Annotated in this window: 18 protein-coding genes; 5 read left to right on the top strand and 13 right to left on the bottom strand. The window is 56.2% G+C overall.

Annotation, left to right across the window (positions count from 1 at the left end):
• The first annotated feature begins 70 nt into the window (after positions 1 to 70).
• The gene (locus V6N04_RS13730) at positions 71 to 652 is read left to right on the top strand and encodes a cupin domain-containing protein (protein WP_371170758.1); all 582 of its coding nucleotides are present in this window, start codon (positions 71 to 73) and stop codon (positions 650 to 652) included.
• Positions 653 to 660: 8 nt separating this feature from the next.
• Positions 661 to 1767 (top strand): CaiB/BaiF CoA transferase family protein, encoded by a 1107-nt coding sequence (locus tag V6N04_RS13725; protein WP_371170757.1) that lies wholly within the window; start codon positions 661 to 663, stop codon positions 1765 to 1767.
• A 34-nt stretch (positions 1768 to 1801) separates the two neighbouring features.
• On the opposite strand, the gene hpaR is transcribed toward V6N04_RS13725, so the two are convergent.
• Entirely contained in the window at positions 1802 to 2254 is a 453-nt protein-coding gene (hpaR, locus tag V6N04_RS13720) for a homoprotocatechuate degradation operon regulator HpaR (protein ID WP_371170756.1), read from the bottom strand.
• A gap of 384 nt (positions 2255 to 2638) precedes the next feature.
• On the opposite strand from hpaR, the gene V6N04_RS13715 reads away from it, so the two are divergent.
• Together V6N04_RS13715 and V6N04_RS13710 are read left to right on the top strand one after the other, a co-directional pair.
• Positions 2639 to 5551, top strand: a complete 2913-nt coding sequence (locus V6N04_RS13715; RefSeq protein WP_371170755.1) for an acetoacetate decarboxylase family protein — start codon at positions 2639 to 2641, stop codon at positions 5549 to 5551.
• 1 nt (position 5552) lies between these two features.
• The gene (locus V6N04_RS13710) at positions 5553 to 8405 is read left to right on the top strand and encodes an AAA family ATPase (protein WP_371170754.1); all 2853 of its coding nucleotides are present in this window, start codon (positions 5553 to 5555) and stop codon (positions 8403 to 8405) included.
• 381 nt (positions 8406 to 8786) lie between these two features.
• Here the strand turns inward: V6N04_RS13710 and V6N04_RS13705 are convergent, their stop codons facing one another.
• The 7 genes from V6N04_RS13705 to V6N04_RS13675 all read right to left on the bottom strand — a co-directional run bounded on the left by V6N04_RS13705 (position 8787) and on the right by V6N04_RS13675 (position 15885).
• The gene (locus V6N04_RS13705; RefSeq protein WP_371170753.1) at positions 8787 to 9437 is read right to left on the bottom strand and encodes a Crp/Fnr family transcriptional regulator; all 651 of its coding nucleotides are present in this window, start codon (positions 9435 to 9437) and stop codon (positions 8787 to 8789) included.
• A 147-nt stretch (positions 9438 to 9584) separates the two neighbouring features.
• The gene (locus V6N04_RS13700) at positions 9585 to 10325 is read right to left on the bottom strand and encodes an ABC transporter ATP-binding protein (protein ID WP_371170752.1); all 741 of its coding nucleotides are present in this window, start codon (positions 10323 to 10325) and stop codon (positions 9585 to 9587) included.
• Positions 10322 to 11179, bottom strand: a complete 858-nt coding sequence (locus V6N04_RS13695) for an ABC transporter ATP-binding protein (protein ID WP_371170751.1) — start codon at positions 11177 to 11179, stop codon at positions 10322 to 10324. The genes V6N04_RS13700 and V6N04_RS13695 overlap by 4 nt, the downstream gene beginning before the upstream one ends.
• Positions 11179 to 12087: a nickel transporter permease gene (gene nikC, locus V6N04_RS13690; protein WP_371170750.1), complete on the bottom strand. Its 909-nt coding sequence runs from the start codon at positions 12085 to 12087 to the stop codon at positions 11179 to 11181. Before nikC ends, V6N04_RS13695 begins: the two co-directional genes overlap by 1 nt.
• A gap of 14 nt (positions 12088 to 12101) precedes the next feature.
• The gene (locus tag V6N04_RS13685) at positions 12102 to 13175 is read right to left on the bottom strand and encodes an ABC transporter permease (RefSeq protein ID WP_371170749.1); all 1074 of its coding nucleotides are present in this window, start codon (positions 13173 to 13175) and stop codon (positions 12102 to 12104) included.
• On the bottom strand, positions 13176 to 14771 hold the full coding sequence (locus V6N04_RS13680; protein WP_371170748.1) for an ABC transporter substrate-binding protein: 1596 nt from the start codon (positions 14769 to 14771) through the stop codon (positions 13176 to 13178). It lies immediately after the preceding gene.
• Between the two features lie 52 nt (positions 14772 to 14823).
• Positions 14824 to 15885, bottom strand: a complete 1062-nt coding sequence (locus tag V6N04_RS13675) for a dipeptidase (protein WP_371170747.1) — start codon at positions 15883 to 15885, stop codon at positions 14824 to 14826.
• A 119-nt stretch (positions 15886 to 16004) separates the two neighbouring features.
• Here V6N04_RS13675 and V6N04_RS13670 point away from each other — a divergent pair, with 119 nt between their 5' ends.
• The gene (locus tag V6N04_RS13670; RefSeq protein ID WP_371170746.1) at positions 16005 to 16913 is read left to right on the top strand and encodes a LysR family transcriptional regulator; all 909 of its coding nucleotides are present in this window, start codon (positions 16005 to 16007) and stop codon (positions 16911 to 16913) included.
• A 2-nt stretch (positions 16914 to 16915) separates the two neighbouring features.
• On the opposite strand, the gene V6N04_RS13665 is transcribed toward V6N04_RS13670, so the two are convergent.
• From V6N04_RS13665 to V6N04_RS13645, 5 genes are read right to left on the bottom strand one after another with little or no spacing between them, the layout of a single operon-like run.
• Positions 16916 to 18346: an FAD-binding oxidoreductase gene (locus V6N04_RS13665; protein WP_371170745.1), complete on the bottom strand. Its 1431-nt coding sequence runs from the start codon at positions 18344 to 18346 to the stop codon at positions 16916 to 16918.
• A gap of 24 nt (positions 18347 to 18370) precedes the next feature.
• A complete protein-coding gene (locus V6N04_RS13660) occupies positions 18371 to 19825 on the bottom strand; it encodes an NAD-dependent succinate-semialdehyde dehydrogenase (RefSeq protein WP_371170744.1) in 1455 nt (484 codons plus the stop codon).
• A gap of 3 nt (positions 19826 to 19828) precedes the next feature.
• Entirely contained in the window at positions 19829 to 20821 is a 993-nt protein-coding gene (locus V6N04_RS13655; protein WP_371170743.1) for an aldose epimerase family protein, read from the bottom strand.
• Positions 20818 to 21903, bottom strand: coding sequence for a Gfo/Idh/MocA family protein (locus tag V6N04_RS13650; RefSeq protein ID WP_371170742.1), 1086 nt, complete (start codon positions 21901 to 21903; stop codon positions 20818 to 20820). Before V6N04_RS13650 ends, V6N04_RS13655 begins: the two co-directional genes overlap by 4 nt.
• Position 21904: 1 nt before the next feature.
• Entirely contained in the window at positions 21905 to 23287 is a 1383-nt protein-coding gene (locus tag V6N04_RS13645) for an L-fucose/L-arabinose isomerase family protein (RefSeq protein ID WP_371170741.1), read from the bottom strand.
• Between the last annotated feature and the right edge of the window lie 12 nt (positions 23288 to 23299).

The following is a 23299-nucleotide window of genomic DNA, read 5'->3' as shown; positions in this document are numbered from 1 at the left end:
TTTTGCGCAACATATAGGCACACGGCAATCCACCGCCGCGTTCCTGCACAGATCGGGCAAAGGTTTCGACATGCAAGATGACTTCGACGTGGGTTCCCGGCTGAAGGGGCTTAGGCAGCAGTTTGGTATGTCTCAACGGCAGTTGGCCGAAGCGGCTGGCGTACCACATGGGCAGATTTCCATGATCGAGCGAAACCACTCCTCTCCGTCCGTTGCCTCTCTGCGCAAGATTTTGGGCGGACTTAACATGTCCATGTCAGAGTTTTTTGAACCCGAGGCACCTTCGCAACAACAAGTGTTCTTCACGCCTGTTGATCTGCGCGACCTGACATCGGCGCTCTATCAAGGGAACGAGGCCGCGCAACGGATGATCTCGATCCGGCAAGTGGGCGACGCGAAAGCGCATGGCCTACAGGTCCTACAGGAATACTATGAGCCCGGCGCAGACACAGGCGAAACGATGATTGAGCATGAGGCGAATGAAGGCGGCATCGTGATTGAGGGCGAACTTGAAATCACCGTCGGCGAAGACGTCCGCGTCCTGAAAGCCGGTGACGCCTACCTGTTCAATTCGCGCAAACCACATCGCTTTCGCAACATCTCTGACCGCCCAGCCCGCGTAATCTCGGCCTGCACCCCCCCTTACCTCTAGGAGCCACAATGCATCCCCTTGAAGGACTAAAAGTCGTTGAACTCGCGCGTATTCTGGCCGGCCCCTGGATCGGACAATCGCTGGCTGACCTCGGCGCCGATGTTGTGAAAGTCGAAAGCCCGGATGGGGACGACACACGGAGATGGGGCCCGCCATTCATCGAACGTGACGGTGACAAGACTGCGGCCTATTACTATTGCGCCAACCGCGGAAAGACCTGTGTCACCGCCGATTTCCGCACGCCCGAGGGACAAGCAAAGGTGCGCGAACTCGTAAAGGACGCCGATATCCTGATTGAGAATTTCAAGGTGGGCGGGTTGGCGAAATACGGGCTCGACTACGACAGTTTGGCCGCCCTGAACCCGCGTCTGATCTACTGCTCTGTCACTGGGTTTGGACAAGACGGACCGTGGGCGAACCGCGCAGGATATGATTTTCTGTTGCAGGGCCTGTCGGGTCTCATGTCCGTGACGGGTGACCCAAACGGTCAGCCGCAGAAGGTTGGCGTCGCCATTACTGATATTGTGACTGGCCTTTACGGTACGATTGGCATTATGGCTGCGGTCGAGCAGCGCCACCGCACAGGACGTGGTCAGCATGTGGATATGAGCCTTCTGGACTGCGCAACGGCGCTTATGGCCAACCAAGCCATGAACTACTTGGCGACCGGACAAAGCCCGACCCGTATGGGCAACGAACACCCCAACATCGCACCTTATCAGGTCTGCCCGGTGAAAGATGGGCACATCATTCTTGCCGTGGGCAATGACGGACAGTTCCAACGGTTCTGTGGGGTGATCGGGCGCGAGGACCTGGCAGGTGACCCGCGCTTCACGAGCAATCAAACGCGCGTCGCCAATCGCGAAGACCTGACACCCGAAATCGAGGCGGCGCTCTCACATTGGACCATGGATGATATTCTAAGCGAACTGGAGGGTGCGACCGTGCCAGCAGGCCCGATCAATACGATGGAGCAAACCTTTGCCAACGAACAATTGCTCCACCGCCAGATGGAAGTGGCCCCCGAAGGCGTGCCGGGTGTGCGTGGACCCTGGACGTTTTCGGATGCGGAGTTGAGGCTGGACCTGACGGCCCCCAAGCTTCCGACAAAGTAGCGCAGCGGCATAGGTTGGTCTTGGACAATCTAAGCTAGAGGCGCTCCAACGCCTCCAATGCGTCCAATAAATCTTCGTACCGCTTCTTGCCCAAATGGCGAACATAGCGTTCTGCGATCCGGCTAGCCTGTTCCAAGTTTTCGTCGATAATCTGTTGCCCGTCAGGTGTGATCGCCAGCGTCTGGCGCCGTCGATCATGTTCGTCCGGCGTTCGTGTCACAAGACCATTGCTAACCATGGTTTGGATGATGCGTGTTAGGCTTGGCATCAACAAGCTGGTTCGATCGCTGAGATGCGTGGCGTCCTGAGAACCCTGTTCTGACAGTACCCGCAATATGCGCCATTGCTGCTCGGTAATGCCGGTTGGCGCCAACATATCCCGCACAGGCCCCATCACTTTTTCCCGCGCGCGCATCAAGGCAATCGGCAGCGACCGCCTGGTCGACGGCAGCTTTGGGGTGTTCTCGGGTTCTGAGGTATTGGACATGCAGCCTCCTGATGGTGCCTCGCGGCAAGACGGGCGTGGTTCCATAAAAGACGGGAAACGCGACGGATCAACCATAAATTTGACTGGCCCGACCCATCCAATGTCAGCTGCAATCGGCGGCGCAACCGAACACGCCCCGACAAAGACCGGTCAACGCCTCAACTTTAACATGAATTTACCAAAAATGTTTTTCAACCTATTGGTCATGTCAACCACAGGGATACAAAAATAAACGCATGAAACTCAAAGGCAAACGCGCTTTTTACTCTCGTTTTCGTAGATATTAACAGAATCTTAAGATAACAATGAGTGCTACAATAATCAAAACACAGAGACCGCCGGCAGGGCCCGGCTCGCTCTGAAGGAATTCGTGGGGACATGGGGATGGCCAAACAAAAAATCGCTGTCATTGGCGGCGGCGTCGGGGCAGTAACGGCGGTATATGCGATCACGCAAACCCCGGACTGGGACAAGAAATATGACATCACGCTTTATCAGCTAGGCTGGCGAAACGGTGGCAAGGGTGCCAGCGGCCGCAACGCTGATCTTGGTCAGAGGATCGAGGAACATGGCCTGCATGTTTGGGCCGGATTTTATGACAACGCGTTTCGAAATATGCGGCAGTGTTACGAACAGTTGGTCGATCTGGGGCTGCGCAAGAAAAGTGATCCGCTGGGCACGATGGACAAAGCCTTCAAGCCGCTGTCGCACCTGTTCCTAGCTGAAAATGTGCCAACAACGTCGCTGGATGGGAACGCGTGGCGACCTTGGGCCATTGACCTGCCGCGCAATGACAAAGTGCCGGGGTCCGAGACATCCGTTCCCGGCCCCTTCGAGATGATGCTGCGCATCCTTGAAATCGTCATCGAGTTCATCAGTCGTGGCGAGCTTGAAAACGGAAGGCACGAGAAACTGGGTATCGCCGCGCCTCCGGGTCTCTTATCGCAACATCTGAGCATTCAGGACCATGTTCTGCGTATGTCGAAGGATCCCGCCAAACACGCAGTCCGCGACACAAACCTGCTGCTGGACTTCATTATTGAAGCGCAGAAAGCAGTTCACGCACAACAAACACCCGAGAATCTGCAAAATGATGCCATTCGACGGGGGTTGTTCTTAATGGACATCTCGCTTGGCTATATGCATGGCGTGGTGAATTCGGACACCTTCACAAGTGGCTACGATGTCCTTGATCAATGGGAGTTTTCTGACTGGCTGCGCATGAATGGGACCAGCGACAAGGCGCTGGCATGGGTTGCGATCCGGGGATGTTACGACTTCGTCTTTGGCTTTCCGGGCGGCGACACGTGCAAGCAAGGAAATTCAGGTGCCGGTACCGCGCTTAGGGCGATGTCCCGCCTGATCTTTACCTACTCCACTTCGATCTTTCACAAGATGCAAGCGGGCATGGGGGACACAATTTTCGGCCCCTATTATCAGGTGCTCAAGAAGCTGGGCGTGAAATTCGAATTCTTCTGTGCGGCGCGCGACCTTCACCTAAGTGATGATCAGGCTCGGATCGAACGCTTGACCATGGTTCGCCAAGCCAAGGTCAAATCGGGTCTCTACGACCCGTTGGTGGATGTAGACGGTCTGCCTTGCTGGCCTTCGGAACCGCTTTGGGATCAGTTGGTTGACGGCGAAGCACTGAAGAAGAGTGGTATTAACTTCGAGTGCGAAAAGTCACCTCCGACAGGAGAGGAGTTCGACCTGCGCCTGGGCAAAGATTTCGATATGGTGTTGCTCGGGGCCTCGATTGGTTCGCTGCCTTATATGACGAAAGAGCTGTCTGGCGCGTCTGAACGTTGGCGCCTTATGCTGGATCGCGTCAAAACTGTGGGCACGCATGCTGCACAACTTTGGTTAAAAAAATCAGCGAAAGAGCTGGGGTGGGACGGTCAGGTCGAAGCGCATAATAGCGCGGCCGCCATCCCCCCCAGCCCGATGCGTACTGTCATCACTGGGTTTGCCGAGCCATTGGATACGTGGGCCGACATGTCCCACCTAATCCCGCACGAAGACTGGCCGTCCCCCGGTCCCGCCTCAATTTCGTATTTCTGTGCGCCCGCACCCGACGGAGAAACGTTGGAAGGCTTTGACAATACTGTCGCCAAATGGATGGACAAGGACCTGCCAGATCTTTGGCCCAACGCCAAGAAACGCGGCAAGTTCGACACCGGGCTGTTTTATCAAAGCAAAGATGCCGCTATCTATTCGCGCGTCAATATGTACGGGTCGGAACGATATGTTCTGTCTGTAAAAAACAGTGTCTACCATCGCCTCGCCCCGTCCGAGAGTGGCTTTCTTAACCTCTATCTGGCCGGCGATTGGACCCGTTGCGGGCTGAACGCGGGTTGCGTTGAAGCGGCAACCATGTCCGGTATCGCCTGCGCGTCGGCCATCACTGGCGTCGAGCTTTTGAATGTTGGTGCCGAGGATATTCCACGCGACAACACAATGGCTGAAAAGGCAATGTTCCAAACCAACTCGATCTCGGGGACGCATTGGCCGCTGACGCCGTTCTTCGCACGCGGAGAAATGACGGGCGTGTTCTTTTTCTACGAGCTGCCCCGCGCCGAGGTTCAATCCATGCTGCCTGACGGCATCCATCTGGGCCACTGTCCGATGGTGCGCCCCGGCTTCCATCCTGTTGGGATGTCATTTTGTCGCTATCACAGTGTGCGCGGGTCATTCATTCCCGACTTTCTGTCAATGTCACCTTATGGCGAGGCCACATTCGCTATCCCCTATACACACACAGACGACGCCCATCGCGCTCCATTGCTGTATCCGCGCAAGCTCTATGTGAACAACAAATCGGCAATCTTTGCTGGCAAGTTCTTCTATGCCATGCCGAAATCCTGGGCAGATATTGACGTCACCAACGCCAAGTTTATCGCGTCCGACACCGACGGTCTAAGCATTGACGCTCAATTTTTGCAGCGGCGCGACCCGGTGGCCTTGTCAGGACATCGCGCGCATGGGGCGATCTCGGACCTTTTGGATATGACCTTCGTGACCCGCAACAAAAATGGCCGGATGTTCTACAACGCTTTTGACCTGCAATTGGACCGCGCCTATGTCGCCCCCGTTGCAGGCGAAGTATCCGTCCGCGACCCCAGTGCCGTTGGGTTCCCAGACGACACGCAATCTTTACGTCCTTTGGACGATCATCCCGTGACCGGCTTGCCCGGTGCTTTCAGGATTTGGTGCTCATGGTCGATGACCAACCCACTCGATTCAAAACGAGTGCGCCACGCGGCAGAAGCCCGCGCCTGGGTCCGTCGGAGGTACTAAGATGGAAAGTCAGATCATGAATTGCGTGCAGTGCACCGAGCCATTGCAGCCAGGAGCAAAATTCTGCGCCCATTGCGGAACAGAGGTTTTGCAGGATGTCGAAAACCCGGAGATCCGGATGCTGACAATCCAGTTCATTGATTTGGTCGGGTCCACTGCTCTGGCCGACCAAAGTGAGCTAGAGACCTACGACGACACGATTGCAGGCTTTCATCGGTTGGTCAGTGACACCGTCACCACGTATCGCGGCACAATCCTTCAACGGTATGGTGATGGTGTATTGGCCTGTTTTGGCTTGATACATGACGGTGAGGATTCAGCACTTTCTGCAATAGCGTCCGGGCTTTCCATCGCCAAAGCTGCGCCCGGCCAACTGGGTGGGCAAAATGTGCGCATCGGGATCGACAGCGGCCAAGTTATGTGTCGGGTCGGTCAAAGCGGAACACTTTATCCGCAACTGGCCGGGCTGCACGTCAACAGAGCTGCCCGCTTGCAAGAACAGGCTCCGACTGGGGGGGTTGTGATCTCGGGCGAGACGCAATCGCTTTTGTCCCGGCTGGCCCAACTGGATTGTACGTCGGCCACACAGAAACTGCTGAAAGGGATCGACCAGCCTGTCGAAGTCATCGGCGTCTCAGGCTATAGTTTTCTAGAGCGACATACCTATGGCGACGGCCTTCTCGAACGCGATGCAGAACTGTCAGCGCTGCTTGCCGGCGACGCAGAGAACTTTGCGCTGATCGGGCCTGCGGGCATCGGAAAATCAGCGTTGCTGTCCGAGCTTATCCGACGACTCGCGCCCACACCCGTTGTCCAAATGGACGCCCGTGCAAACCTACAACAGACGGCTTTGTTCCCAATCGTTGATGTTGTACGGCGAGAATTGTCGCTAACCGCGACCTCACCGATAGACGAGCTGAAGTCTGCACTGGATCGGATTGGATTTTCACCGGAGACAGGCGATCTTAACCTTCTGTCTGGCGTGTTAGGTCTGCGTGATTTCCAACCCGTCCTGTTACCGCCCGAACAACAAAAGGCGCGGCGGATCTCTCTCGTCACTGACTTGCTACGGTTATATGCGCAGAACGCGCGCGCTATTCTGGCGTTTGATGATTTTCACTGGGCTGATGACGAAACAGCGGCAGTGATCCAAAATCTGGCAACGGATCCCGATTTCGCCGGCAGGCTGATCGTCACCAGCCGCCCGACCGACGCGGTGTCGGCGCTGGTTGCTGCAACATCGGCCAAGGCACTGACATTGCACCCTCTGTCTGATTCAGCCGCACACACTGCGTTGGAGGCCTTCCCCGATCTCTCACCAGCCCGCCGGGATGAAATTACACGAGCTGCAGAAGGCAACCCTCTGTTCCTGTTGGCACTTGCCGAGCACGCACGCCAATTGGGCAATAAATCCGATGCTCTGCCCCTGCCCCCCAACATCGAAGCGACGTTTCAGGCAATCATCAACAATCTCGGACCTCTGAAAGAAGTGGTCCAATGCGCTTCCGTTCTTGGTCGTCAGTTCGACCCAAATCATGTGGCGCTCTTGTTGCCTGACAACGCCGGCATAGATGATCAACTGCGGTTCCTGACGATCAACGGCACCATGCTCAAGCGTCCTGACGGTCTTGCGTTCAATCACATACTTTTGCGCGACGCCGCCTATGAGATGCTGCCCGGAAAGCGTCGTCGTGCGTTGCATTTGAAGTTCGCCAACCAACTGCAGGTGCACCATCCCGACCTTTGCGCCGAACTGCCAGAGCTGCTGGCCGACCACCTTTTGGCGGCCAAAGCACATGATCAAATTCCGGCTGCATGTATGGCCGCAGGTATCCGTATGTTGATGGGGGCAAACTTCGATCCGGCAATCAAATACCTCGACAGTGCGCGGCTGGACATGGAAGGCCAGACCAAGGGCGATACTGTCGATCGGGAAGAGCATCTGCCGATCCTGTCGCTTCTCGCCAGCGCGCATGTGCAACGTTTCGGGTTCTCCCATCCCACGGTTCTGGAAAGCTATCGGAACTTGGAGACCGCCGTTGATCACGCCGAAGGTACGGACCGGCAGCGAATGATCGCGCTATACGGGCTTTTCGCCCACCGCATCATCAGCGGAGAGGTCTATGCAAGTGGGGCCTTCGTTGAACAAATGGAAAGTTTGGCCAAGGACGGATCAGACGAGTTAAAGGTGCTCTGGCTGGTCAACAAAACAGCCTACGAGCTTTACGCTGGTAATTTTGAGATGGCCGCGCAAAGCAGCGCTTCACTGAAAGAGATTTACCGAGCCGAGGATCACGGCATGTTGTTTCTTGAACTCGGAGCCGATCCGCTAGCGTCGGTGTTGTCGGCTGATGTGCATATACTGATCCGAAAGAACAAAAAAGAGGCCGCATTGTCGGCCATCGATACCGCCAAGACCCACTTGAACGCGATTGGGGCAACGGCGCAGTTGCCTTGGATCCACATCTTTGGTGCGCAGGCCTTCTTTGAAGGCGGCCATATGGACATCGCCTGGGCAGAAATCCAGTCGGGCATCGACATTGCAGACGAGCAACGTGCCGATTTCTGGTCATTGATTGGTCGAATATGGCAAATGATCCTAGGTGCGCTTGATCGAGACAGCGATGTCTCACCAGAGGAGTTCGAGGCTTTTATCGGCCAAGCCAGCGCAATCGGCGCACAATTGAACCTGCCCTTCTACAACGCGGTTCTAGCGAGGCTTCTGGCGCAGCGTGGCGACTTGGATAAAGCCAAATCACTTTTGTCGCAGGCCGATACATTGATCGCAGAACGCGGTGAACGCGAATGGGCGTCACGGTTCGAAAAAATCCGCGCGGAAATACACGCGATGTAGAAGTGTTGGTGGGGGGTCGGCGCCTCCGGATCGGACCCCAGAGCTGACGTGTCGCCTTTCACCACTCACGGCCACCATAATTGATGTAGCCCTACCTATTCGTCATCTAACAGGCGGAAGCACCCCGGAAATATCCGGCTTGCGCCGGGATGAAATGTCGCTCCAACGTCGCTTGCGCGACCACCCAAAGCGATACCTTGCTAAGTTATCGTGCTAAAAAACCTTTTTGTTCTAGGGCCTTCAGCGCTTCCAATTACGTGTATAAGCCCGATTCACCCCACATCCTGTGATGCAAATCACACCTGCCTAAAACTTTAGACCGCAGCTATGTTTTTTTGGTTAAGCCCAGTGAGAATATTAGCCCGCCACAGTGACGGTCGTTCATCCATCGTTCAGAACGATGTCCTCTAGCGCTCTCAGGTCCGTAACAACGACGGCCCCTTCCTCGAACCGAGCAATCCCTTCGGCAGCCCAGCTTTTCAGTTGGCGGTTTACATTCTCGCGGGTCAGACCGGCGTAAGAGCCCAGCCAGCTTTGACTAACGCGAACGCGGTCAGAATTTGCCATGTCGCTTTGATCCTTCAGCAGTCGTAACACACAGCTTGCAAGCCGTGCCTGACCGCTCGCAAGAGCCTTCAGCTCAAACATTTCGGATGCGTTGCGGGCCTTCTGACACAGGGCAATAATCACCAGAATGGCGCTGTCGCCATCCTCTTTCAACGATTGCAAAATATCGCGGCGCGGGACTTCGATAGCGACAACAGGCCCAACCGCTTTGACATCTGCGCTTCTGGGACCACCATCAAGACAGGCGATGTCACCAATAACATCCCCTGCGCCCACCAGCCCAAGTATGGATTTCTGGCCAAGCGCGGTTGTGATACTCACCTCTGCCTGCCCGGTCTCGATGATCAGCAAAGATGAACCCGGATCACCATGATTGAATATGGTCTGGCCCTTCTTGAACTCTTTACGCATTCCCTTGCTGGCAATCGCATCCAGAACCCGCCGATCAAGCGCTTCAATGACCATGTGGCTTCATCCCCCGACAAGCTAGATCAGCGCAATGCTGACCAGCGTGAACGGGAAAGTCTTACCCTACAAACCCCGCAAGGGAAATATGCCGCTGATCACGATCATGACAGCACAGTTCCACCAGTTCTAACGACATTCTTCGGCCTAAAGTGACGCCTGCAGCAAGTGCTGTGAGTATGGGTGTTCAGCTTTCATGTGCCGCAACGCATCGACGCCCAAAATCTCAACGATTTCGCCATCCTTCATGACTGCCAAACGATCGCACATATGACCAACCACCGACAGGTCGTGCGAGACCATGAGGTAGGTCAACCCATGGGTTGCGCGAAGCTCTGCCAGAAGGTTCAGGATTTCCGCTTGAACGGACACATCCAACGCCGATGTAGGCTCATCCAGCAGCAAAAGCTGTGGCTCGGCGGCAAGCGCCCGCGCAATGGCGACCCGTTGGCGTTGCCCACCCGACAATTGGTGCGGATAGCGGAAGCGGAATTTTTGCCCCAAGCCCACGTCGTCCAGAAGTTTGACCACGCGGGCATCAATATCGCTGAAGCCATGCAAATACAGTGTCTCGCCCAGCACCTGATCCACCGAATGACGCGGATGCAGCGATGCATAAGGATCCTGAAACACCATCTGAACGGTCTTGAAGAACGCTTTTGGACGTTTGCGGGGCACGGGCTGACCTTCGACCTTAATCGAACCAGACCAATCAGGCGCGAGGCCAGTGATGGCTCGCAAGATCGTCGATTTCCCCGACCCGCTCTCACCAACAAGGCCGAAGCTTTCACCTCTGGCGACCTCGAACGAGGCATGCTTCACCGCGTCCACACGATCCCGACTGGTGCCAAACCAGACGTTAAGGCCTTGCACGTCCAACATGCTCATACGCGTCCACTCACACTTGGGGCTTCGGACCACGCCGGGTCTCGTTTCAGAACTTCTAGACGGTCCCGCGGCGCGTCCAAGCGCGGCAGCGAATTCAACAGGCCTTGGGTATACGGATGCTTCGCCTCGCGCAGCTTGTCCGCGTCACAGACCTCGACGATCCGGCCCGCATACATGATCAGCACACGATCACAAAAATCTGCGACGAGGTTCAGGTCGTGACTGATAAAGATCAGCCCCATACCGCGTTCCTTGACCAACTTATCCATAATATCAAGAACCTGACGTTGAACCGATACATCCAGCGCCGAGGTCGGTTCATCCGCGATCAGAATCTCGGGGTTCGGGATCAGCATCATAGCGATCATGATACGTTGCCCCATCCCGCCTGACATCTCGTGGGGGTAGGCCCGCATGACCCTTTCAGGATCACGGATCGACACAGCTTCAAGCATTTCAAGAGATTTTCGATAAGCTTCGGCCCTGGAAGCTGCGCTGTGAAGGCGATAGGCCTCGATGATCTGATTGCCGATCGTCATCACAGGATTGAGCGAAAACTTGGGGTCCTGCATCACCATGCTGATGCGCTGTCCGCGCACATCGCGCATGTCTTTCTCGGTCTTGTCCAGCAGGTTCACACCCTCAAGATTGATGTGATCAGCCTCGACAATCCCGGGCGGGCGGATCAGGCGCAGAATGGCGCGGCCCGTCATCGACTTGCCTGACCCGCTTTCGCCCACAATCCCAAGCCGCTCGCGTCCCAACGTGAAAGACACACCCCGCACGGCGTCAAACACACCATGGCGGGACGGAAACTTCACCCAAAGGTTTTCGACATCAAGTAGCGTTGTCATCATTCACCTGCCTTCGGATCAAGAACATCGCGCAGGCCATCGCCCAATAGGTTAAATGCCAATGATACGGTAAAGATTGCCAGTCCAGGCACCGTGGCCACCCACCAGTGGTCTAAAATGAACCGACGCCCTTCCGAAATCATGGCGCCCCATTCAGGGCTGGGTGGTTGTGCACCAAGGCCAAGAAAGCCAAGACCGGCAGCGGCCAGAATGATCCCGGCCATATCCAGCGTCACGCGAACGATCAGCGACGATATACACAGCGGCCAGATATGTTTGGTGATGATCCGAAGTGGCCCAGCGCCCTGCAACTTAATGGCACTGATATAATCTGATGACCGGATCGTCAGCGTTTCCGCCCGCGCAATCCGCGCATAGGGTGGCCAAGCGGTCAGTGAAATGGCGAGCACCGCGTTTTCGATACCTGCCCCCAGAGCGGCGACAAAAGCCAACGCCAGAACCAGTCGTGGGAAGGCCAGAAAAATGTCGGTGATGCGCATCAAGATGATATCGGTCCAGCCCCCAGCATAACCCGAGATCGTACCGACCAGCAGCCCTGCCACAGGAGCGATCAAAGCCACAAGTGCCACGATATAGAGCGTGATCCGTGCGCCATAGATAAGCCGCGACAGGATATCCCGGCCCAGACTATCGGTCCCGAATATGTGGCTTTCCGCACCCAGCGGCGACAAGCGGTTGCCAAGATTTTGCGCAAACGGATCATGTGGGGCCAGCAGCGGAGCAGCAACGGCCACAAGTACGAGAGCCACCAAAATCCCCAACCCGATCATCGCCATCGTATTGCCACGAAACGACAGCCAGCCCTGATAGAAGGCCGAAATTTTCGCATGGCGGCGCGAGGTCGGTGTGTCAGTCAGTAGCCATTGTTTTAGCGTCTGTTGTGTCATTGAAAACGTCCCGCCTATTTCGCGCGTGGATCAAGGACTTTGTAAAGCAGGTCCGAGAAGATGTTGAGCAGGATGAAAATCAGGCCGACAACGACGGTCCCACCAAGGACAGCGTTCATATCAGCGCTTAGAAGTGCGGTGGTAATATAGCTGCCGATACCGGGCCATGAGAATATGATCTCGGTCAGCACAGAGCCTTCCAGGAGGTTGGCATAACTCAGCGCAATCACGGTGATCAGCTGCACACGTATATTCTTGAACGCGTGTTTCCAAACCACATCCCATTCCGACATGCCTTTCACGCGGGCCGTGGTGACATACTCAGCACTGAGTTGTTCCAACATGAACGACCGGGTCATTCGGCTGATATAGGCCAGTGAGTAGTAGCCCAGCAGCGAGGCCGGCAGGATAATGTGGGAAAATGCGTCCTTGAACACCTCCCAATTGCGATCAAGGGCGGCGTCGACAAGGATCATGCCGGTCACGTCAGGCACAACGTCGACATAGAAAATGCCAACCCGCCCCGGTCCACCGACCCATCCAAGAATACCGTAAAAAACCAAAAGCCCCATTAGGCCCAACCAAAAGATTGGCATTGAGTATCCGACCAGCGCGACCACGCGCGCAATCTGGTCGATCCACGACCCTTTGCGAACGGCTGCCAGCACCCCAAGGGGGACACCCAAAACGATGCCGAAAAAGATGCCCAACGAAGCAAGTTCCATGGTGGCTGGGAAAACACGCGCGATGTCCTCGGACACGGGCCGCGCATTCAGAAGCGATGTGCCAAAATCAAGGTGGAGCACATCCCAGATGTAATAGAGAAACTGCACCAGCAGCGGCTTGTCCAAGCCAAGCTGTTGGTACACGGCATCGTAAGTGGATTGCGATGCACGTTCTCCGACAATTGCCAAAACCGGGTCGATAGGCATAACCCGCCCGATGATGAACGTCACGAACAAAAGCCCCAGCAGAGTCACGGCTATCGACCCCAAGGTCAGTATTGCCGTGCGCGTCCAAGGCCAGAGCTTGTCAGAAAGAGGCGCCCGTGTTGGGCGCCTCTCGTGTTTATCCTCGGTCAGAGCCATTTATTTTGTGACCTGCCAATAGGCGGCTGACGTAACAGCCTGACCGGTCGACCAATGCATCACATTGTCCTGCATCGCAGATTGTTCAATCTGCTGGAACATGACTGCGAAGGGCGAGATGTCGCGGAACTCCGACTGGATATCCTTGTACATATTAACACGCGTATCGCGGTCATCTTCCGTCACAGCGGCCTCGACCTGAGCGGTCAGACCACCCGTATCCCACGAGTTGCGCCAAGCCAGCAGGCCTGTGGCATTCGCGGCGTCGCTGTTGTCCGGGTTATAGGCGAACGTACCGGCATTGGTTTGTGGATCAGGATAGTCTGGTCCCCAAGCACCAAGATACACATCCAATTCACGCGCACGATAACGTGCTAGGATTTGCTTCGCGGTGCCCACAGTGATGTTCACCTTGATCCCAGCCTGAGCGGCTGCGTTTTGGAACGACTGCCCGATTTCGATGCGCTCCTGTGCTTCACGCACGCCGATCTCTACTTCAAGACCCTCAACGCCTGCGGCGGCCAGAAGTTCTTTCGCCTTTTCGATGTTGTACGAGAACGGGTTATCACTGGACGCGCCCAAATAGGTGGCCGGTAGGAAGTTCTGGTGGATCGTGTACTGACCTTTCAGGAAGCTGTTTTGCATTCCTTCATAGTCGATCAGGTACTTGAAGGCCTGACGCACTTCTGGCTTGGAAAGCTCAGGGTGTTTCTGGTTCAAGGACATATACATCAGACGGCCCTTCAGCTCGTCTGCGACCTTGATACCATCAGCGGTCAGCACACCGGCAACATCTTCCGGGTTCAAATTGCGGGCGATGTCGATGTCGCCTCGTTCTAGCAATAGACGTTGCGACGCACTTTCAAGCACGTGACGTACGATCACACGCTCCATGGCAGGCGCACCACCATAATAATCTGGATAGGAGTTCAGCGTGACGCTTTCATTGGGCTTCCAGCTCCCAAGCGAATAGGGACCCGAGCCAGCGGTGTTTGTCTTAAGCCAGTCATTACCCATGTCGCCGTCAACCTCATTGGCCATGACGGTTTCTTTGTCGACGACAGCACCGATGGTCGCCGTCAAACAGTTCAAAACAAAGGATGTCGCGTATTTCTTGTCGGTCGTGATCATCAGCTTGTTGCCGTCAAACTTGATGGTCTCTTCGACGTTTTCCGGAGTAAACCCGAACTGCGTCAGAATGAACGCCGGCGTTTTGTTCAGGATAACCGCGCGTCGCAGCGAGTATGCAGCATCTTCGGCCCGCACAGGGTTGCCGGACTGGAAAGTCACGCCTTCACGCATGGTGAAGGTGATTGTTTTGCCGTCCTCGCTGACTTCCCAGCTTTCAGCCAGATCAGGCTTGTAGCCTGCATCCAGATCAAGCGGATCAAGATTAACCAGTCGGCTATAGACGTTGCGGCTGATGTCCGAGCCCGCAAATTCAAAGCTTTCTGCTGGATCAAGCGTGGTCACATCGTCAATACGGTTGGCAATGACCAACATATTGGCGGGTGTCTCAGCATAAGCTGCAAAAGACGACAATCCGACCGCGACACCAATCGCCGCACTTGTCATTAGTCTGTTGATAGCATTCATTGTTTTGAACCTCTCCTGTTCGGTTTTCGATTAATGCTGCGCGCCTATCGGGCTATTCCCCCCAGGTTTTCTCTAATACGCGCAGCCAATTCTCGTGGCACAGTTTGGCGATCAATGCCTCTCCGTACCCGTGTTGCGCCATGGCCTGCCGCAGCAGCGGCAATGCGGCACATGACGTCAATTCTTGTGGCACGATGGCCCCATCGTAATCCGAGCCAAGCCCGACCCGATCCTCGCCCAGATGTTCCATAAGGTGATCAAGGTGGCGCAGCATTTGCGTCAGCGGCACATCCGCCAACATTCGGCCGTCAGCGCGCAGAAAAGCGACGGCGAAATTCAAGCCTACCATACCATCGCTTTCACGTATCGCTGAAAGTTGCTTGTCCGTCAGGTTCCGGCTGTGAGGGCAAATCGCATGAGCGTTGGAGTGTGTGGCCACCAATGGCGCGTTTGAATGGCGTGCGACATCCCAAAACCCAGCCTCGTTCAAATGAGACAGATCAATCATGATCCCAAGCTCATTGCATCGCTTGACCAGCCGAAGGCCGTGATCAGTCAATCCATCACCAATGTCGGGGTCGCTGGGATAACGAAACGGGACGCCGTGGCCGAAAATGGTGGAGCGACTCCAGACCGGCCCAATTGACCTGAGCCCTGCCTTGTAGAGCACATCAAGTGTGTTCAACTCTGCATCAATCGCCTCGGCCCCTTCGATGTGGAAGATGGCGGCAAGTTTTCCAGCAGATAATGCGGCCCGCAGATCGGCCGCGGATCGGCACACCGTCAGCGCGCCACGCTCTTCCAAATCGAACAGAATAGCAGCCTGGGACATGACCACAGGAAACGCGTCCTCCCAGTCGATCGGATCGGGTAAGGGCAAATCGTAAGTTGGTTTGGTCATCTCCTCGATCTTGAAATCCAGATCGACAGGAGACGGCACATAGACCGCGAAGAACCCTCCACCAAACCCGCCGGCCAAAGCTTGCGCGGCGTCTATCGCCCCGTCGCGTCCAGTTACGAAGCTGCTTGCGGCCACCTTCCCGCCTGCGCGGTAAAGCTTCAACAGAACATCATTATGTCCGTCGAATATCAAAGGTGTGGTTTGGTTGGTCACTTGTGATTGCCCCCACGGAAACACTCAGCCAGCTTATGTTAGAAATTCTCATAGACGAGAGAAATCTTCATGATATTTTATCATATGGTAATGACAATTTAGAAGAGAGCACCCAATCCGTGGCGACAAAATCCTGGCACAGCCTGTCGGAATACCAAGCGCTTCGTGCCTTAATGGAAAGCGGGACGACTTCGAACGCCGCGATCCGTCTCGGGCTGTCGCAGTCTGCCATCAGTCGATCCATCGCTAGCCTTGAGGCGCGAACCGGTCGCATTTTGTTTGAGCGCGAGGGGGGGCGCTTGCGACCAACCAACGAGGCGTTGCAAATGAACCGGCGGCTCGATCCACTGTTTGAGGCGTTGGACCGGATCGACGGCCCACCGGAGGTTGCGCAAGAGACTCTGCGCATCATCGCCCCACCGACATACGCCCACAGGTTTTTGGTCCATCACATCGCGACGTTTCTGAAAACCAACCCGCATTTCTATGTCAGCCTGGACGTGGCCACATCTGAAGATGTCATTCGGGGGGTGTTGGAACGACGGTTCGATTTGGGCGTCAGTGGGGTCGAGTTGACGCGAAATGGGGTAAAGCTAATCCCCTATCGCAAATCGACCGCTGTCTGCGTCATGGCCCCGGATCATCATTTGGCCGGCCATGATATTATTCAACCCGAAGACCTTGATGGTGAAGCACTCGTGGCCCTGACCCATCGACATGCACGCCGTGCGCAACTTGAGAAAGTCTTGCACGCTAGCCGCGCAACACCACGGATCGTGGCAGAAGCCTCGACGTCATTTGCGGCGGTGGACCTTGCCAAGGAAGGATTGGGGCTAACTGTCGTAAATCCTTTCCCCATTGTTCAATATCGGTCTGATGATTTGGTGTTCCGTCCGTTCGCGTCACAGATTGAATACCGCAGTTACTTCGTCACCTCGGACGACCGGCCACCTGCGGGGGTCACCCGCGCGTTTATGCGCCACCTAAGGCTTCATACGGCAAGGGATCCGTTCTCGCAGAAGGCATGACGCTAACGGACCATCGCGCCGGGGTTCATGATATTATTGGGGTCCAATGCCCTTTTGATACGCTTAATCGCATCCAGTTTCGCCCTGTCGCCATACCTTTCAAGGTCATCGATCTTTAGCCGCCCGATCCCGTGTTCAGCACTGATCGACCCACCGCAATCTTCGGTCACCCGGTTTATCGTTTCGCGTACCGCCTCGATCAACTCGGGGTTTGCTGCGACAAACTCTGCTTTCGGTATCCCCTCAGGTGGGAAGACATTGTGGTGAATATTTCCGTCACCAACATGACCATAACTGTTGATCCGCAAGCCGGGATAGAGGGCCAACACGGCCTCTTGGGTCATCTTGATGAACTTATCAATCTGGCTTAACGGAACCGACGTATCGCTGTTGCAAATTGCGCCGGTTATTCGGTTGGCTTCGGGCATGTTTTCCCGCAGGTCCCATAATCCTGCCCGTTGCGCCTCGGAGCTTGCGACGACCGCATCGGGTAACAGCCCGCTCTCCATACAAGCCGCCAGCGAAGCCTCGACGCGGTCGACCAGACCAGCCTGCCCCGCCACCTCGACCAAGAGATACCAATCGCTAACTTGGTCGATGGGGTTCCTCAAATTAGGAAAATGCTGGGTGACTAGCTCGATCCCGAAATTGCTCAGCAACTCAACCCCAGACAGGCTATCGCCCAGATCTATGCGCAGTTGCTGAAACAGTCCAAGCGCGTCGCCCAGCGTGCTCGCAGCACAAAGCGCTGTCACGGTTTCTGGGTCTTGAGGCTTCAACACAAGTGCCGCGGCCGTGATGATACCCAGCGTCCCTTCGCTGCCCGCAAGCAGGTGACGCAAATCATAACCAGTGTTGTTCTTGCGAAGCGGCCGAAGCTCGCTGATCACCTCGCCAGAGGGCAACACAGCCTCGATCCCAAGGCACAGATCGCGCGCGTTCCCATGCCGCAGCACCTGAATGCCACCCGCATTCGTCGCCAGATTACCCCCTACTGTGCAACTGCCCTTTGAGGCCATGCTAAGCGGATACATCAACCCATGATCCTCCGCCGCGCTGTGGATATGCTCCAGAATGCAGCCAGCCTCGGCCACCATTGCGAAATCCTCGGGCATCACGTGGCGAATGCGGTTCATACGTTCAAGCGACAAGATAATGGCATCGCCGTTATCAGGTGACAGCTGGCCTGCAACCACGCCGGTCCCGCCACCAAACGGGATCAGCCCCAGCTGTTCTGCGTTGCAAATTTGGACAATCCGCGAAACCTCGTCCGTATTATCGGGCATCAGGATCAAACGGGCCTGCCCCGAAAACCGTCCGCGCGGATCCTCGAAATAGCGTCCCGCATCTTCGCTATCGCGCCAACCTCCGTCGCCGACAAGATCTTTCAGCCTATCAAGTGCGGCGTCGGAAGGCGGCGGGAAGTCATTCATCTCGCAATTCCCCATTCATGCGCTTTACCCGCCAAGCCCGGCCACGCACATGTATTTCGTTTCAAGGTAATCATCGAGCCCTTGCGACCCGCCTTCCTTACCCATGCCACTTTCTTTTAGCCCACCAAACGGGGCCTCGACCGTGGTGATCAGGCCGGAATTGATGCCGATCAGGCCGTAATCCAACCCGTCGTTCAAACGGAACGTGCGGCCTAGGTCACGCGTATAGGCATAGGCTGCCAGACCGTATTCGGTGGCGTTCGCCGCCTCGATGGCCTCGGCTTCATCGTCAAACTTGAACACGGCGGCAAGGGGCCCGAAAATCTCGTCCGTGGCGAACTGCATGTCCGCCGTCGCACCGGTGACTACCGTGGGTTCAAAGAATGTGCCGCCGTTATCGTGGCGTTGGCCACCCTGGATGACAGAACCACCCTTCGATGTCGCATCTGCGATCATTTCTTCGACCTTCGCAACCGCGCCGTCATCAATCAGCGGTCCCTGCTGAACCCCGTCCTCAGCCCCGTTTCCGACGACCAGAGCCGCCACGGCCTCTTTCAGTTTCGCAACAAACGCATCGTGAATGCCCGACTGGACGTAGAAGCGGTTGGTACAAACACAGGTCTGACCCATATTGCGGAATTTCGCGATCATTGCGCCTTCGATGGCCGCATCCAAATCGGCGTCATCAAACACGATGAATGGCGCGTTGCCGCCCAATTCCATCGAGACTTTCTTGACCGTATCTGCCGACTGACGGATCAGCGTTTTGCCCACCTCGGTTGACCCCGTGAAGGTCACCTTGCGTATATCTGGGCTGTCCATGATCGCGCCGCCAACTTGACGGGCCGATCCTGTGACAATGTTCACGACACCCGCAGGAAACCCAACATCTTCACAAAGCTTGCCCCAGACAAGCCCAGAATAGGGCGTAGCAGTCGCGGGCTTGGCCACCACCGTACATCCCGCCGCCAGCGCCGGTCCAAGCTTGCGCGCCAACATCGAGGACGGGAAGTTCCATGGGGTGATGGCCGCCACGACGCCAACCGGATGGTGTGTCACCAGCAGGCGACGATCGGCAGTCGGGGCGGGTACAATTTCGCCCTTGGCGCGGCGAATTTCTTCGGCGAACCAGCGGATATAGGCAGCACCAATGGCAATCTCGCCGCGCGCCTCAAAGATGGGTTTGCCCTGTTCGGCGGTCAGCAATTGAGCGAGGTCTTCCTGATTGTCCATCAACGCGTCGTGCAAGTTGTGCAGTAGCGTTACGCGGGTCATCAGATTGCTTTTTGACCAGTCAGGAAAGGCCGCCTTGGCCGCTGCAATAGCGCGCATGGTCTCGTCCGCTCCACCATTTGGGATGGTGCCGATGACATCTGCGGTTGCTGGGTTTGTCACGTCGATGGTGTCGCCCGCATCCGATCCGACCCATTGGCCACCGATCAGATTAGCTTCCATCATCAATCCATTGAAGTTGTTCATTTATCAGTCCTTCGAAAATGCGAATTGAGTGTGTTGGTGATAGGTTTCGCCCGGCTTGAGAACAGCCTGCGGAAAGGTTTCATTGTGATTGGCGTCGGGCCAGATTTGCGGCTCCATCGCAAGGCCAGCATGCGCGCCCATTGGCCGCCCATCAAGACCCGGCAGGTCGATATTGATCTTTGCACCGTCATAGACCTGAAGCCCCGGCTCAGTTGTCCGGCATTCCATCGTTACGTTTGACTCGCTGCTGACCAACCAAGCCACAGGACGTATCCCGGTTCGCTGGCGAGACAAACAAAAGTTGTGATCCACGGGTGATACTTGAGAAACCGGAGACAAAGTGCTGTAATCAAACGGAGTTCCATCAACCGGGATTTCCTCTCCCGTCGGGATAAGCTCATCATCGACAGGTAAGTAGTGATCAGCGCTTACCTTCAAAAGATGGTCTGAAATCGTCTCACGATCATCCAACTTGAAATACGAATGGTGCGCCATATTGCACAATGTGGGCGCGTCGGTTTCCGCCTCCATCTGAATGTCCAGAACACCGCCCTCAAGCAAGGCAAAGTGGGCTTTGGCAGTAAGGTTTCCCGGATACCCCATGTGACCATCGGGCAGTGTGATCTCAAACGTTGCGTGATCCGATCCGTGGTCCACCACCTTCCAAAGCTGCTTGCCCATGCTGACAGCGCCACCGTGTAGGCTGTGTTTGCCGATGAAGTTGCGATCCAAATGATAGGTTTGCCCGTCCAGCTCCAGATGACCATCACGAATACGATTAGCACAACGGCCAGCGATCGCCCCGAAATAGGGCGAATGGGTCAGGTAAGGCGCGAAGTTTGGAAAGCCCAAGACCAGCGGTGCCTTGTGGCCCTCCAACCGAAGGTCCTGCAAAACCGCCCCATAGGTCATGAGATGCGCGGTCAAACCGCCACCCGTCAAGCGCAACCGATGGACGGTTTCACCGGTTGGAAGCGTGCCAAAATCCTCAATCACAGCTCCACCGCCCGTCCGGTCCTGGCACTTTCCTCGGCTGCTTCACCGACGCGAACGGACCACAGCCCATCCTCAAGCGTGACCTCCGGTTTGCCCTCTCCAGACAGCACCAGATCGCGAAAACGCTGGTGCTGAAAGAAGGTCGAGCCATGGTGATCACCGGCTGCCAGTACAGTCTCGTCCACCTCGACCTCTTCGCAAATTATCTCTTTGCTTGCTCGGTGACTGATCTCGATCTCAGAGGACCGTTCTTTTCCGTCCACGCTAAACCGGGCAGGCCCCGGCACCTTCGCATCAACACGCGCCTTTGCTCCGGTGACCGAGATCACCTCTTGCCAATACGAGCCCTCAGCAAACATGCACAGATCAAGCATCCCGCGCGCGCCGTTGGCGAAATCGACGGTGACAAAGGCGTTGTCGATGATATCTGGCGTGCGGCCATCATACCTTTCGTCTTGATGGTTCACATCCGCCGCCGCCGACGCATAGACCCGCACTGGATCACTTTTCAGTACCAGCCGCATCAAATCCCAGAAATGACAGCACTTTTCGACCAGCGTCCCGCCGGTGCGGGCGTTGAATCGGTTCCAGTCACCGACCTTGTCCAGAAACGGAAAGCGGTGTTCGCGGATTGACATCATATGGGGCGTCCCTGCGGAGCCCGATGCAACTTCGGCCAGCAGACGCTGGACCGGCGGCATATAGCGATATTCCATCGCGACCCAAACGGGGGCCGCGCGGTTTTGGGCCTTTGCCACCAGATCGCCACATCCATCTGCGGTCGTGCAGAGCGGTTTCTCACACAGGATTGGCAGATTTGTATCCAGAATATCCATCATGATCGCGTGATGAGTATCGTTTGGCGACACCACGACCAACGCATCGCAAAGTCCTGCGGACAGCATATCTTTGTAGTTGTCAAAACCCGTTGCATTGCCGTCCGCAGTCTCGACCGAAAGGGCGCGCATTGTGGCATCCGGGTCTGCGATGGCCGTCACATCGCAGCCATCAAGAAGGTTGAGGTTTCGGATATGCTCCTGCCCCATCATGCCTGAACCAATCAGGCCATATCTTAGTGTCATCTTAAAGCTCCAAAAGCAGAAGACCCAGTGCGCCCGCGACACCGCGAAGGGCCGTGCGGTGGTCGCCATAGGCCAGCGCCATGTGATGTTCTAACCCGCTTGCGATGATGTCGTTCAGCACCGCATTCGCGGGTCGTTCAAACCGCAATACACCCGAGGTCCCGGTAAACGCCATTGGACGTTTCAGCATTTCGCCGTAAGACAAGACCATATGAGTGCGCCCATGGGCCTGACTGATCCGCATCAGCGTGACCTCACCAGATTTCAAGGGAAACTGATAGAGCAGCGGTTGTTTGCGGTTTGTGTGAATGGTCGCTTCGGCAGCAATTTCTGGATCGCACATGGAGATTGGGGCTTGCCCGCAATGCCAAACCACGCCCGTATTGTCGTCATTGTCCATGTCGACCAGATCAGTCAGGAAGACCGGTGCGTTCGCGGCCTCCATCAAGATCAATTGTGTCAGCGCACCGTAAACATCCGCCTCGCAAGCGCAGGGCACGCGCGCCTCGCCCAGCATCGAGGCAGGGCCACAGACCGCTCCGCCGTATTCGGTGAATGTCTCGGGCCAGCAGCGAATGGCGAAGGCGTCGTAGCCGCCCTGCCCTCTCAGATCGTCGAGCCCAGCCTTCAGGCGCAACGACCGGTCCAGTTCGGCGGGATCAACCGCGTCAATTCCGTCAAGCTGGGCCGAGACCTCTTTGTGTAGCGCTTCCGCCACCTGATCGGGTACGGCGCGGGCTTTGGCAAAAAGATCATCCAACGACAGCTCGTCCACAGCGACACCTGCAAGTTCGTGCATGGCGTCCTTATCGTAGGCACACGTGTCAAATCCGGCTGGGTGCTCTCCGATCCGGGCAATACGACGGCCATGCACCGCTTGCGCGATCCGGTGCCCCTGCTCCGTTGCCTTTGGTGGCGCGTGAGGCGAGAGCTTGCCCGCAGGTCGTTCGCCCGCCAGCAAGGCGCCCAGGTCTGTTGCAACCGCGGCCGAGGGATCTGCATATAGCCATCCAAACGCGCGGCCATTCAGCCCCAAAGCATGGGCAGCCAAGTTCAATCCGCAGAACGCATTAAGGCGCAGGCGTCCGCCCAGCCGGGGTTCTGGCACGGCCCAGATTGACAAAGGTTGATCAAACGCCGCCCCAATCGCCACCGTCATGGATGCATCGGTGAACGTCACCTGCAAGATCAACACCTGATCCACCTCAGCCGCCTGAAGCGACGCGACGGCTGAACGGGTCTCCTCCTCAGAAAACAACAGGTCACGGGGCCCGACCAGTTCGTGGCCCGTTGCCTCAAGTGCCGCGAACATGGCGGCCAGTTTTTCTTTCGCAAATGGGACATCGAATGTTGGGCGACCCAATGGCAGTATGCCGAGTTTCATTGTTGCTGTCCC

This window comes from Aliiroseovarius conchicola, from assembly GCF_041403445.1.
GTDB lineage: Bacteria > Pseudomonadota > Alphaproteobacteria > Rhodobacterales > Rhodobacteraceae > Aliiroseovarius > Aliiroseovarius conchicola.
Note: the sequence above shows the minus strand (reverse complement) of the source record. Positions and strands in the feature narration are given on the sequence as shown.

Excerpts from the sequence above, each read along its gene's own strand:
- V6N04_RS13695 (WP_371170751.1), bottom strand. The coding sequence starts at position 11,179 with ATGACAACGCTACTTGATGTCGAAAACCTTTGGGTGAAGTTTCCGTCC.
- V6N04_RS13715 (WP_371170755.1), top strand. The coding sequence starts at position 2,639 with ATGGCCAAACAAAAAATCGCTGTCATTGGCGGCGGCGTCGGGGCAGTA.
- V6N04_RS13650 (WP_371170742.1), bottom strand. The coding sequence starts at position 21,903 with ATGACACTAAGATATGGCCTGATTGGTTCAGGCATGATGGGGCAGGAG.
- V6N04_RS13660 (WP_371170744.1), bottom strand. The coding sequence starts at position 19,825 with ATGAACAACTTCAATGGATTGATGATGGAAGCTAATCTGATCGGTGGC.
- V6N04_RS13705 (WP_371170753.1), bottom strand. The coding sequence starts at position 9,437 with ATGGTCATTGAAGCGCTTGATCGGCGGGTTCTGGATGCGATTGCCAGC.
- hpaR (WP_371170756.1), bottom strand. The coding sequence starts at position 2,254 with ATGTCCAATACCTCAGAACCCGAGAACACCCCAAAGCTGCCGTCGACC.
- V6N04_RS13645 (WP_371170741.1), bottom strand. The coding sequence starts at position 23,287 with ATGAAACTCGGCATACTGCCATTGGGTCGCCCAACATTCGATGTCCCA.
- V6N04_RS13725 (WP_371170757.1), top strand. The coding sequence starts at position 661 with ATGCATCCCCTTGAAGGACTAAAAGTCGTTGAACTCGCGCGTATTCTG.
- V6N04_RS13665 (WP_371170745.1), bottom strand. The coding sequence starts at position 18,346 with ATGAATGACTTCCCGCCGCCTTCCGACGCCGCACTTGATAGGCTGAAA.
- V6N04_RS13700 (WP_371170752.1), bottom strand. The coding sequence starts at position 10,325 with ATGAGCATGTTGGACGTGCAAGGCCTTAACGTCTGGTTTGGCACCAGT.
- nikC (WP_371170750.1), bottom strand. The coding sequence starts at position 12,087 with ATGACACAACAGACGCTAAAACAATGGCTACTGACTGACACACCGACC.
- V6N04_RS13685 (WP_371170749.1), bottom strand. The coding sequence starts at position 13,175 with ATGGCTCTGACCGAGGATAAACACGAGAGGCGCCCAACACGGGCGCCT.
- V6N04_RS13710 (WP_371170754.1), top strand. The coding sequence starts at position 5,553 with ATGGAAAGTCAGATCATGAATTGCGTGCAGTGCACCGAGCCATTGCAG.
- V6N04_RS13680 (WP_371170748.1), bottom strand. The coding sequence starts at position 14,771 with ATGAATGCTATCAACAGACTAATGACAAGTGCGGCGATTGGTGTCGCG.
- V6N04_RS13730 (WP_371170758.1), top strand. The coding sequence starts at position 71 with ATGCAAGATGACTTCGACGTGGGTTCCCGGCTGAAGGGGCTTAGGCAG.